14 protein-coding genes are annotated in these 10,818 nt (G+C 72.3%); 8 read left to right on the top strand and 6 right to left on the bottom strand.

Annotation, left to right across the window (positions count from 1 at the left end; translation table 11 throughout):
- Nucleotides 1–253 precede the first annotated feature (253 nt).
- Nucleotides 254–358 (bottom strand): hypothetical protein, encoded by a 105-nt coding sequence (locus ACWEVO_RS17565; RefSeq protein WP_452308586.1) that lies wholly within the window; start codon nucleotides 356–358, stop codon nucleotides 254–256.
- 169 nt (nucleotides 359–527) lie between these two features.
- Complete coding sequence (locus ACWEVO_RS17560) at nucleotides 528–1,181, bottom strand: HAD family hydrolase (RefSeq protein WP_452308585.1); 654 nt, start codon at nucleotides 1,179–1,181, stop codon at nucleotides 528–530.
- Between the two features lie 163 nt (nucleotides 1,182–1,344).
- Between ACWEVO_RS17560 and ACWEVO_RS17555 the strand changes: the two genes are divergently transcribed.
- Nucleotides 1,345–1,770 carry a hypothetical protein gene (locus ACWEVO_RS17555; RefSeq protein WP_452308584.1) on the top strand — a complete coding sequence of 142 codons (426 nt, stop codon included), beginning with the start codon at nucleotides 1,345–1,347 and terminating at the stop codon, nucleotides 1,768–1,770.
- A 90-nt stretch (nucleotides 1,771–1,860) separates the two neighbouring features.
- Here the strand turns inward: ACWEVO_RS17555 and ACWEVO_RS17550 are convergent, their stop codons facing one another.
- Entirely contained in the window at nucleotides 1,861–2,718 is an 858-nt protein-coding gene (locus ACWEVO_RS17550; protein ID WP_452308587.1) for an SCO6745 family protein, read from the bottom strand.
- A 132-nt stretch (nucleotides 2,719–2,850) separates the two neighbouring features.
- A complete protein-coding gene (locus tag ACWEVO_RS17545) occupies nucleotides 2,851–3,507 on the bottom strand; it encodes an FKBP-type peptidyl-prolyl cis-trans isomerase (protein ID WP_452308583.1) in 657 nt (218 codons plus the stop codon).
- A 157-nt stretch (nucleotides 3,508–3,664) separates the two neighbouring features.
- On the opposite strand from ACWEVO_RS17545, the gene ACWEVO_RS17540 reads away from it, so the two are divergent.
- Entirely contained in the window at nucleotides 3,665–4,057 is a 393-nt protein-coding gene (locus tag ACWEVO_RS17540) for a PPOX class F420-dependent oxidoreductase (protein ID WP_452308582.1), read from the top strand.
- A 60-nt stretch (nucleotides 4,058–4,117) separates the two neighbouring features.
- Here the strand turns inward: ACWEVO_RS17540 and ku are convergent, their stop codons facing one another.
- Nucleotides 4,118–5,152 carry a non-homologous end joining protein Ku gene (gene ku, locus ACWEVO_RS17535; RefSeq protein WP_452308581.1) on the bottom strand — a complete coding sequence of 345 codons (1,035 nt, stop codon included), beginning with the start codon at nucleotides 5,150–5,152 and terminating at the stop codon, nucleotides 4,118–4,120.
- A gap of 85 nt (nucleotides 5,153–5,237) precedes the next feature.
- Here ku and ligD (ACWEVO_RS17530) point away from each other — a divergent pair, with 85 nt between their 5' ends.
- The 3 genes from ligD (ACWEVO_RS17530) to ACWEVO_RS17520 all read left to right on the top strand — a co-directional run bounded on the left by ligD (ACWEVO_RS17530) (nucleotide 5,238) and on the right by ACWEVO_RS17520 (nucleotide 7,794).
- A complete protein-coding gene (gene ligD, locus ACWEVO_RS17530) occupies nucleotides 5,238–6,176 on the top strand; it encodes a non-homologous end-joining DNA ligase (RefSeq protein ID WP_452308580.1) in 939 nt (312 codons plus the stop codon).
- Nucleotides 6,166–7,077 (top strand): non-homologous end-joining DNA ligase, encoded by a 912-nt coding sequence (gene ligD, locus ACWEVO_RS17525; RefSeq protein ID WP_452308579.1) that lies wholly within the window; start codon nucleotides 6,166–6,168, stop codon nucleotides 7,075–7,077. The genes ligD (ACWEVO_RS17530) and ligD (ACWEVO_RS17525) overlap by 11 nt, the downstream gene beginning before the upstream one ends.
- A gap of 123 nt (nucleotides 7,078–7,200) precedes the next feature.
- The gene (locus tag ACWEVO_RS17520; RefSeq protein ID WP_452308578.1) at nucleotides 7,201–7,794 is read left to right on the top strand and encodes a hypothetical protein; all 594 of its coding nucleotides are present in this window, start codon (nucleotides 7,201–7,203) and stop codon (nucleotides 7,792–7,794) included.
- Nucleotides 7,795–7,807: 13 nt separating this feature from the next.
- On the opposite strand, the gene ACWEVO_RS17515 is transcribed toward ACWEVO_RS17520, so the two are convergent.
- Nucleotides 7,808–8,179, bottom strand: coding sequence for a DUF4267 domain-containing protein (locus tag ACWEVO_RS17515; RefSeq protein WP_452308577.1), 372 nt, complete (start codon nucleotides 8,177–8,179; stop codon nucleotides 7,808–7,810).
- A gap of 88 nt (nucleotides 8,180–8,267) precedes the next feature.
- Between ACWEVO_RS17515 and ACWEVO_RS17510 the strand changes: the two genes are divergently transcribed.
- From ACWEVO_RS17510 to ACWEVO_RS17500, 3 genes are read left to right on the top strand one after another with little or no spacing between them, the layout of a single operon-like run.
- Complete coding sequence (locus ACWEVO_RS17510) at nucleotides 8,268–8,840, top strand: WHG domain-containing protein (protein ID WP_452308576.1); 573 nt, start codon at nucleotides 8,268–8,270, stop codon at nucleotides 8,838–8,840.
- 45 nt (nucleotides 8,841–8,885) lie between these two features.
- Nucleotides 8,886–9,641: a TIGR03089 family protein gene (locus tag ACWEVO_RS17505; protein WP_452308575.1), complete on the top strand. Its 756-nt coding sequence runs from the start codon at nucleotides 8,886–8,888 to the stop codon at nucleotides 9,639–9,641.
- A gap of 52 nt (nucleotides 9,642–9,693) precedes the next feature.
- On the top strand, nucleotides 9,694–10,539 hold the full coding sequence (locus ACWEVO_RS17500; protein WP_452308574.1) for a patatin-like phospholipase family protein: 846 nt from the start codon (nucleotides 9,694–9,696) through the stop codon (nucleotides 10,537–10,539).
- Nucleotides 10,540–10,818 lie beyond the last annotated feature (279 nt).

The following is a 10,818-nucleotide window of genomic DNA, read 5'->3' as shown; positions in this document are numbered from 1 at the left end:
GGCGACGCAGGGCACCCTCCCCCACCCGGCCCTGCCGGGCGGGCAAGCGTCCGGAGGGACACGCACCAACGGACCGGCCCAGACTGCCCCGCGCAGCCCACCGGAACCAGGACGTGAACACGATCAGCACACCCACCACCGGCCACCGGCCACGAGGAGCCGCACTGGGCGCAGGATTCCACCTCCACGCCCACGCGACCCCACCCAGGCGGGAAACGATCCCGGAAACACAAACCGACCCAGGATCCCTAAGCTAATCAGAGACACTCACCACGCCCGGGCCGGTCTCCACGATCACGCCCATGTTCTCGTGGCCGAACACGATGCCCGCCTCGGCGGTCGTGCGGCCCTCGTACATGTGCAGGTCCGAGCCGCAGATCGCGGTCGTCGTGATCTGACGATGACGTCGTTCAAGTCCTCGATCCGCGGGTCCTCGACCTCGTTCACCGCGACGTCGTGCGGCCCCTGGTACACCACTGCCTTCATGTCACCGACCGTAGGCGGGCCGGGACCGTCCGGGAGACGGTTCAGCCGAGCCGCTCCACCACGTCCGGGGTGAGCGCGTCGATCGAGGGCAGCAGCACCGCCGCGAGCCGCTCGGCGTCCGGGTCCAGCGGGTACGACCCGTGCGGCACCGCCACCACCCGCATCCCGGCGGATGCCGCCGAGCGGACCCCGTTCGAGGAGTCCTCCACCGCCACGCACCGGGCCGGGTTCACGCCGAGCCGCTCCGCCACCGCCAGCCACACGTCCGGCGCGGGCTTGCCCCGGGCGGTCTCCTCGGTGGACAGCGTCGCGCCGAAGGCGTCGGCCAGGCCCGTCGCGGCCAGCGCCGCCGCGATCAGCCGGGTGGGGGAGGAGCTGGCCAGCCCCAGCGGCCACCGCGCGGCCATCCGGCGCACCACCGCGTCCGCGTCGTCGATCAGCGGTACGTGCTCCGCGTACCGGCGGGTCATCTCCGCCACCACCTCGGTGGCGACCTGCTCGGCGGGCCGGTCGACGCCCAACTCCCCGCTGAGGTACGCGGCCCACTCGCCGGTGCTCATTCCCATCAGCCGGCGCTGGGTGTCCGGCTGCCAGGTGCCGCCGTGCGCGGCCACGTACGCCCGGCGGACCTCCTCCCAGACCGGTTCGGAGTCCACGATCACGCCGTCCAGGTCGAAGAGCACCGCGTCCACCACGTACCCCATCCTGCCGGATCAGCCGCCCGGGGGTCGGCCGCCCGCCCGGCGTGCCCGGAAGGCCTGGACGCATGTCCGCCAAGCATCACGAGGGGCGGCGGCGTTCGCCCATGCTCACTAGTCTGCTCGGGACCGCACCATATCGACAGGCGGGAGTGCCTTCATGGGTGACCAACTTGTCGTCATGCGATTTGGTGGATCCGGTGAGCCCGGGGCCGAGTTGCCGGCCGACGTCGTCATCCGCCGGTTGCGCGAGGTGTTCGGGGACGACCCCGAGCTGGATGTGCCGATGGCGGACGGGGACATTGTCGAGCTCGAACGCGCGGGCGAACGAGCCGGCATCGACGGGCTTGTCTATGCCGTTGGGCACGGCATACAACGGGTGGTCGTCGAGTTCACCGACAGATCCTGGGGCGAGCCGGTGCACGAATTCCGGCAGGAGATCACGCCCGCACTGGACGGGTTGGTCGCGCTCGCACTCGAAACAGGGGCCCGCCTGTTCGACTCCGCCGATCCCGACTCGTCCAATTTGACGACGTCGCAGGCACTGGATCTGCTCGCACCGGCCAATCCACCCGGCCTCGGCTGATCGCAACGCGGAGGGCCCGCCGGCGCGGCGCTGAGGTGGCGCGTCAACGGCCGTTACCGGACCCGGGTCGGATCCGGTGACGGCCGTCGCTCAGCGGGTCCGGGCCGACGAGTCGGTGGGGTGGGTCCGCTGCGCGGGCAGGCCGATCGGGGCCTGTGCCGGGATGATGGTGCGGCACCGGGTGGCGATCGGCTCCAGCAGCTCCCGTACCCGCGCCGTACCCTCCTCGCCCAGCGCCCGCCACGGGCCGGCGGCGGCCCGGTCGGTGTGCTCCTCGACGGCCCGGAACGTCGTCGTGGCGTGCTCGGTCGGCCCGCCGTCGGCGGTCAGCCAGCCCTTCTCGACCAGGCGCTGCTCGGCGGCGACCCACTCCTGGTCGGTCCAGCCCCGGGCGCGCTGGTGGAACTCGCGGGACTGGTCGACCCGGCAGCGCCAGGCCACCACCTCGACCGGGTCCAGCCCGGTGGTGACCAGCGCCGCCACGTGCCCGTCACCGCGGTGCTCGCGCAGCGTGGTGGCGGCCTGCCAGAGCCGGGCCAGCGGGTACTCGCCCCGGGGCAGGGCCGCGTTGACCGCGCCGAGCACCCGGCCGGCGACCTCGACCCGGCCGGCCGCCTCCTCCAGCAGTTCGGCCGCCTCGACCAGGTGCGCCTCGGGCAGCTCGTAGGTGAACTCGGCGAGCGCCTGGACCGCGCCGGTGAGTCGGGCGCGCAGCGCCTCCTGTGGGGTGGCCAGCCGCCACACCGAGGGCAGCGCCCGCGCCACCATCGGCGGGGCGAAGCTGAAGAACGCGGCGACCACGGCCGGCGCGTCGACCGGCCCGAGCGGGGCGGCCCGGCCGGCGAAGTAGCCCCGCCAGTAGCCGCGCAGCCCGACCGCCTCGTACGCCGACCGGGCGCGCGGGTGGAAGTAGGTCACCGCGTGGACCGGCTCGAAGAGCGTCCACATCACCCGGGCGAACCCGGGGTCGTCCAGCGCCACCACGTGCACCTCCGGCTCGGTCAGGTCGTCGCGGGTGGGCCACCCGCGATGACCATGAACCTACTGCCGGTGGGTGAACGGGCGAAAGCCCTCTGTGACCTACTGCGCGGCGAGCACGTCCACCACGAAGCGCAGCGGACCGGCCGGGCGGCCGCCCGACGCGTCGTTGCCGTACGCCAGCGCGGCCGGGATGTCCAGCTGCACCCGGCTGCCCACCGGCACGCCGACCAGGCCCTGGTCCCAGCCGGGGATGACCTGGCCGACGCCGATGGCGAAGGTGGCCGGCTGGCCGTTGTTCCAGGAGGCGTCGAACTCCTTGCCGTCCTTGTAGAACACGCCCACGTAGTTGGTGGTGATCTGCTGGCCCTTCTTGACCGCCGGGCCCTTGCCCTTGATCAGCGTGGTCACCGTGAGCTTCTTCAGCTCACCGGTGCCCGGCTCCACCTTCGGCTTGGTGGCCAGCGCGGGGTCGGCGCCCTCGGGCAGCGCGGGGGCGGCCACGCTCGGCTCGACGATCGAGCTGGCCGACGGGCTGGCGTCCGCGGCGGGCTTCTTGTCGTCGTCACCGTTGTTGAGCCAGACGATGCCACCGATCAGCGCGGCCACCACGAGGACACCGGCGAACGCGCCGAGCATCGACTGCCGCCGACGCCGCGCCTCGGCGGCCTTCTTCGCCGCCAGCTGGGCGGCGAGCCGCCGCTCCGCCTTGGTGCCCGGGCCCTGGCCCGCGGACCGGTTCTGCACGCGCTCGCTCACGTCGACTCCCTGCTGAGTGGGGTGGGTGCGCCCCCGGCGGGCCGCCGCCGAGGCCAGCGCACACGGTACCCGGCCGGACGCCCCCCGTGCTCCTACGGCCGGCCCGGATCGGACAGGAGGCGGGTCGCTGGCGAATTCCGGGAGTAGTTTCACGACCATGGCGATCCTCACCGAAGAAGACCTGGCCCTGCTCTCCGAACCGCAGCTCGCCCACGTGGCCACCATCGAGGCCGACGGCAGCCCGCACGTCACCCCGGTCTGGGTGGACACCGACGGCGAGCACATCGTGTTCAACACCGCCAAGGGCCGGCAGAAGTACGTCAACATCGCTCGGAACCCGGTGGTCGCGGTCTCGGTCGTGGACAAGGCGAACGACTTCCGCACGCTCTGGGTGAAGGGCAACGCCGAGTTCGTCACCGAGGGCGCCGACGAGCACATCGACCAGATGGCGAAGAAGTACCTCGGGCAGGACACCTACCCGTTCCGCCGGCCGGGCGAGGAGCGGGTGATCGTCCGGATCACCCCGACGGAGAAGCTCGGCCGCGGCTGACGTGAAAGGAAGGGCCCCCTCTTAACGCCTGGCGTATTAAAAGGGGCCCTTCCTAACAGCTCAGGCGGTCTTGCGGGGGGCGGCCTTCTTCTCGGCCGCCTTCTTCGCGGGGGCCTTCTTGGCGGCGGTCTTCTTCGCCGGCTCGGCCTTCTTCGCGGCCGTCTTCTTCTCGGCGGCCTTCTTCGCGGGAGCCTTCTTGGCCGGCGCCGCCTTCTTCTCGGCGGCCTTCTTGGCCGGGGCCTTCTTCGCCGCCTTTTGGGCGGAGCGGGCCGCCGAGATCGGGGTGGGCTCGGACCCGGCGCCGACCGGCGTCTCGCCCCGGGCCGCCCGGGCCCGCTCGACGGACGCCTTCAGCGCGGCCATCAGGTCCACCGCGGCGGCCGGCGCGGCCTCTTCCTCCTCCGGCTGGACCACCTCGCGGCCCTCGATCTTGGCGTCGATGACCTCCTGCAACGCCGCCCGGTAGTCGTCGGTGAAGGCGTCCGGCTCGAACTCGCCGGCCATCGAGTCGATCAGCGAGCTGGCCATGGCCAGCTCCGGGGGGCGAACCTTCAGGTCCTCGTCGAGGAAGCCGAAGTCGGGCTGGCGCACCTCGTCCGGCCAGAGCATCGTGTTGAGCAGCAGCACGCCCTCGCGTACGCGCAGGGTGGCGAGCTGCTCGCGCTGGCGCAGCGCCACCTTGACGATCGCCACCCGCTCCGAGTCGGCCAGCGCGTCGCGCAGCAGCACGTACGGCTTGGCGGCCGAGCTCTCCGGCTCGAGGAAGTACGCCTTGTTGTAGAGGATCGGGTCGACCTGCTCGGCCGGGACGAACTCCAGCACGTCGATCGCGTGCGAGGTGCTCAGCGGCAGTTCGGCGAAGTCCTCGTCGGTGAGGATGACCATCTCCCCGCCGCCGATGTCGTACCCCTTGGCGATGTCGTCGTAGGTGACCTCCTCGCCGCAGACCGAGCAGGTGCGCTTGTAACGGATGCGGCCGCCGTCCTCGCGGTGCACCTGGTGAAAGCGGATGTCCTTCTCCTCGGTGGCCGAGTAGACCTTCACCCCGATCGACACCAGGCCGAACGACACCGCTCCCTTCCAGATCGCCCGCATCCCGCGCTCCTCTCCCCGGTTCTGACCAGAATCGCAAATGATCGAACGACCTGCACGCTCTTCCGCGCGCAACTACAGTCATAAAGTGCCCGGCGCGCCCCTGAAGCCGATGCTCGCGATGACCGGGCAGCTCCCGGCCGGTGCCGGCTGGGCGTACGAATTCAAGTGGGACGGCGTCCGCGCGCTCGCCGACATCGTCCACCACCGCCAGCACCTGTACGCCCGCTCCGGCGTGGACATCACCGTCGCGTACCCGGAACTGATCACCCTGGCCGAGCAGGTCGACGACGCGCTGCTGGACGGCGAGGTGGTGCTCTTCACCGACGGGCAGCCGTCGTTCACCGCCCTCGCGGAGCGGATGCACGTGCGGAACGCGGTGAAGGCCGCCCGGCTCGCGGCCAGCGTCCCGGTCACGTACATGATCTTCGACCTGCTCCGGCTGCACGGCGAGGACCTCACCGGCCGCCCGTACCGCGAGCGGCGGGCGGCGCTGGAGTCGCTCGGGCTCGGCGCCGCCCGGTGGGCGGTGCCGCCGACCTTCCCCGACGGCCCGGCCACGTACGAGGCAGCCGGCGAGCACGGCCTGGAAGGGGTGATGGCCAAGCGGGTCGACTCGGCCTACCGGCCCGGCGTGCGCTCGCCCGACTGGGTCAAGGTCAAGCTGGAGGTGACCGGCGACTTCGTGGTCGGCGGTTGGCGGCCCGGCGCGCGCAAGATCGGCGGCCTGCTGGTCGGGGTGCCCCGGCCGGACGGGCGGCTCACCTACCGGGGCCGGGTCGGCGGCGGCATCGGCGCGGCCCTGGAACGGGAGCTGCTGCGCGAGCTGGAACCGCTGCGCGCCGCCGGGTCCCCGTTCGCCGGGGACGTGCCGCGCGAGGATGCCCGGGGCGCGATCTGGGTAACGCCTCGGATCGTGGTGGAGGTGAAGTACGGCCAGCGCACCCCCGACGGGCGGCTGCGCTTCCCGCGGATCCTGCGCCTGCGTCCCGACAAACCCGCCGAGGAGGTCGACGATGTCAGCTGAGCGGCTCAAGGTGGACGTCGAGGGGCGCGCGCTGGAGCTGTCCAACCTGGACAAGGTGCTCTATCCCAAGGCTGGCTTCACCAAGGGCGAGGTGATCGACTACTACACCCGGATCGCCCCCGTGCTGCTGCCGCACCTGCGCGACCGGGCGCTCACCCGGATCCGGTTCCCCAACGGCGTCGAGGGGGGCTCGTTCTTCGAGAAGAACAAACCCAACAACACCCCCGACTGGGTACGCATCGAGAACCTGCCCGCCCCCGGGTCGAGCAAGGGGCGGGAAACCATCGACTACGTGGTCTGCGAGGACCTGCCCACACTGGTCTGGCTGGCCAACCTGGCCGCGCTGGAGCTGCACACGCCGCAGTGGCAGATCGGTGAGCACCCCGACATGATGGTCCTCGACCTGGACCCGGGCGCCCCGGCGGCGCTGAAGCAGTGCTGCCAGGTGGCGCTGCTGATGCGCGACCGGCTCGCCGAGGACGGCATCGAGTCGTACCCGAAGACGTCGGGGAAGAAGGGGATGCAGCTCTGCTGCCCGATCGCCGGCACCCAGGATGCCGATGACGTGTCCGCCTATGCGAAGCGGATCGCGCAGGAGCTGGAGAAGGCGCACCCGAAGTTGATCGTGTCGAAGATGGCCAGGAACCTGCGCCCCGGCAAGGTCTTCATCGACTGGAGTCAGAACAACGCGGCGAAGACGACGGTGGCGCCGTATTCGCTGCGGGCGCAGGCGGTGCCCTCGGTGTCCACTCCGCTGACCTGGGACGAGGTTTCCGCTGGTGCGGCGGGGAAGCGGCCGGCGACCAAGCCGTACACGGCCGACGAGGTGCTGAAGCGGGTGGCGAAGCAGGGCGACCTGCTGGCCCCGCTGCTCGACGGTGGTCCGGAGCTGCCCGGCTGACGGCTTCCCCGGATCGGCTCTGCCGCCCGTCTTCGACGGCCCGGCCACGGACCTGCCCAGGGGGCGGTTGCGGTTCGTGGGACAGGACCTGGTTAGAGTCCGATTCGACTTGGGGAGGGCGACATGACCATGCTCGGCACCATTCGCCGCACCGGCGCACTTCTTACCGTTACGGCGGCGGCACTGACGGCCGCCGCCTGCGCGGGTGCTGACAAACCGGAATCCGCCGCCGCCGAATGGGAGGCGCCGGCCGCAGGGGCATCCGCGGCCGGCGCACCGGCTCCGATCAAGAAGATCACCTCGGCCTGCGCGCTGCTCCCGGCCGACGTGGTGGTGAAGGTGCTCGGCAGTTCCAGCGGCACCAAGCTGACCGCCGAGGAGCAGCCGGTGGACCAGAAGGACACATCACCCACGCTCGGCTGCGCCTACAAGGGCAAGGGTCGGGAGGTCCTGGCGATCAACGTGGTGGTCCTGGCGGACCGGGCCAAGGACGCGGCCAGCGTCGTCGACGGGGTCGCCCAGAAGAGCGGCGCGAAGGTCACGCAGTTGGACGGGCTGGGTGACGCGGCGGTGACCTACACCAGCGAGGGCACGCGGTTCCTCGTGTTCGCCGCGGCCTACGAGTCGGAACTGCGGGTGGTGGTGTTCACCGGTCCGCCGGTCGTCCCCGCCGCCAAGTACCAGGAACTCGCCGAACGCGTCGCCCCGAAGCTCTGATCTTCGGTTCGGCCTAGAGGGCGAACAGCAGGGCGGCGTCGAGCAGGATGACCACGGCGGTGGCGAAGTGGATGCCGAAGGCGACGGCCTTCGTGCCGCCGTGCCGCAGCACGATGGCGGTGTCGCCCAACGGAATGATCGCGACGACCAGCATGTACCAGGCGACCGCATCGGCGCTGGTGAAGGCGATCAGGGCGAGGCCGAGCAGGCCGTAGCTGAGGTCGCGCAGGCCCTTGATCGTGAGGTAGGCGGGGTCGCCGTCCGGTTTGGCCGGGACGCCGTAGCCGGTGGCCGAGGCCTGCGGCGCGAGAAGGAACCGGGCGCCGATGAAGACACAGAAGAGGCTGAGGACGACGGCGAGCCCGTAGGCGATGGCGCTGAACATGGTCGGCTCCGAAAGCTAGCAGTGCTAGATGCAAGAGCGAAGCTAGCAGAGCGGAGGCAGATTGGCTAGCGATGCTAGAGTTCTGGTCATGTCGATTCAGGCGCGCCGGGAGCGTGAGCGGGCGGAACGGGAGCGGGCGATCATCGCCGCGGCCCGGGAGCTGGCCGAGGCGGAGGGCTGGGATGCGGTCACCACCCGCCGGCTCGCCGCCGAGATCGAGTACAGCCAGCCCGTCCTCTACAGCCACTTCAAGGGCAAGAGCGCCATCATGGCGGCGGTCGCCGTGGAGGGCTGCGGAGATCTGGCCGCCGAGCTCGCCGCCGCCCGGGCCGCCGCGACCGACGCGCGGCAGGCGGTGGCCGGCATCGCCAACGCGTACGCCGCGTTCGCCGAACGGCGGCCCGCCCTCTACGACGCGATCTTCAACCTCCCCACCGAACTGCCCTTCGCCAGCCAGGACGTGCCGGTCGAGCTGGCCCGGGCGTTCGCCGAGTTGGCCGAGACCCTGCGCCCCTTCGCCGGTGACGACAATCTGGAGACGTTCACCGAGACCTTCTGGAGTGGGCTGCACGGCCTGGTCACCCTGATGCGCAACGGCCGGCTGCGGCGGGAGGCGCACGAGCGGCGGTTGGCGCTCCTGGTGGACCGATTCTGCCGCTGACGCTGAATCGTTAGGGTGGGCGGACCCGCAGGGAGGAGCGCCCCGATGGCTGTCCACACGCCCGTGACCGTTCCGGCCGACGCGCCGCGCGCGGCCGATCTTCCGCTGCTCGCCTACTACGACGACGCGACCGGCGAGCGCACCGCGCTGACCGCGCAGCAGCTCGGCGGGTGGGCGGCGCGGAGCGCGGCGCTGCTGCGAGACGGTTGCGGACTCGGCCCCGGCAGCCGGGTCGCCGTGCTGCTGCCGCCGCACTGGCGGACCGCCGCGGTGCTGGTCGGCGCCTGGTCGGTCGGGATGGCGGTGTCATTCCGGCCGCGGGCCACCGCCGGGCTGCCGGTCCTCGAACCCGGTGCCGACCGGCCGTACGACGCGGTGTTCGTGACCCCGGAACGCCTCGACGACTGGCTGGAGGACGTGCCCGACGGGACCCACCGCTACCTGGTCGGCACCGGAGCCGGGTCGCTGGCCGAGGTGCCGGTGGGCTGGCTGGACTGGTCCACCGAGGTGCTCCGGCACACCGCCACCCCGCCCGACCGCACCCTGCTGCACCCGACCGACCCGGCCAGCCCCGACGGCACCACGTACGGCGAGTGGGGCGCGGTGGCGCGGGCCATGGCGGAGCAACTCGACCTGCGGACGGGGGACCGGCTGCTGGTCGACGCCGCCGAGCACGAGCAGCCGCTGAAGTGGCTGCTCGCCCCGCTCGCCGCCGGCGCGTCGGTGGTCATCTGCGCCAACCTCGACCGCGCCACGCTCGACGCCCGCATCACCGCCGAGCAGGTCACCCGGGTGCTGTGAGGCGCCCGACAACGGGTCCACTGTGCCCGCTGGCCGTGCCAGGCTGGCGATCATGACCAACGCACTCGTACTCGCCGGTGGCGGGGTGGCCGGGATCGCCTGGGAACTCGGCGTCCTGCGCGGCATCGCCGACGCCGACCCGGCGCTCGCCGACCGCATCCTCGCCGCCGACCTGGTGGTGGGCACCTCCGCCGGCTCGTCGGTCGCCGCGCAGATCACCAGCGGCGTCGCGCTCGACGACCTGTACGCGGCCCAGCTGCGCCCCGAGACCGCCGAGATCGAGGTCGACGTCGACACCGAGAAGCTCTTCGCCGACTACGCCGCCGTGCTGGCCGGCGCGACCGGGCCGGAGGACGCCCGCCGCCGGCTGGGTGAGCTGGCCCTCGCCGCGCAGACGGTCGACCCGGCCGTCCGGCTCGCCGCGATCGACGCCCGGCTCCCGGCGAAGCAGTGGCCGGACCGGCGCGTACTGCTGCCCGCCGTCGACGCCGGGACCGGCGCCGAGGCGATCTTCACCCGCGAGTCCGGCGTGGCCCTGCGCGACGCCGTCGCCGCCAGCTGCGCCGTACCGGGCGTCTGGCCGCCCGTAGCGATCGGCGACCGCCGCTACGTCGACGGCGGGGTGCGGTCGATGACCAACGCCGACCTGGCTGCCGGCGCCGACCGCGTACTGATCATCCAGCCGGTCCTGGCCGACACGCCGCAGCCGTGGGGCGACCTCGACGCCGAGATCGCCGCCCTCGCGCCGGCCGCCGTCCACGTGATCAGCGCTGACCAGGCGTCCGTCGACGCGTTCGGCAGCAACGCGCTGTCGCCCGCGACCCGGGCGCCGTCCGCCCGCGCCGGCCGTGCCGTCGGGGCGGCGCACGCCGCCGCCGTGGCGGCCGTGTGGGGATGACGGCCGCCCGTCACCGTCGGTGCTCGCCGGCTCCCAGCCAAGTCCGACAAGCTGCCGGCCACCGCCGGCCGGCCGGCCGAGCCCGCTACCCCGGGTAGTCGCCGGGACCCGGCAGCAAGGGTGAGACCGACATGTCTCTGCGACATATCCATGTCGGAGCGACATGTCGGTCCAAGCTGTTGTCCCGCCTAGCCCCCCGACACGCCGGCAGCCCGCTGAGCGGCAGGTGAGCGGCGACCCGCCCGGCTGCACGGCGCGGAGCGCCGGCGCGAATCCGGT

It is taken from the genome of Micromonospora sp. NPDC003776, from assembly GCF_053605645.1.
This window is presented reverse-complemented; position numbering and strand designations above follow the sequence as displayed.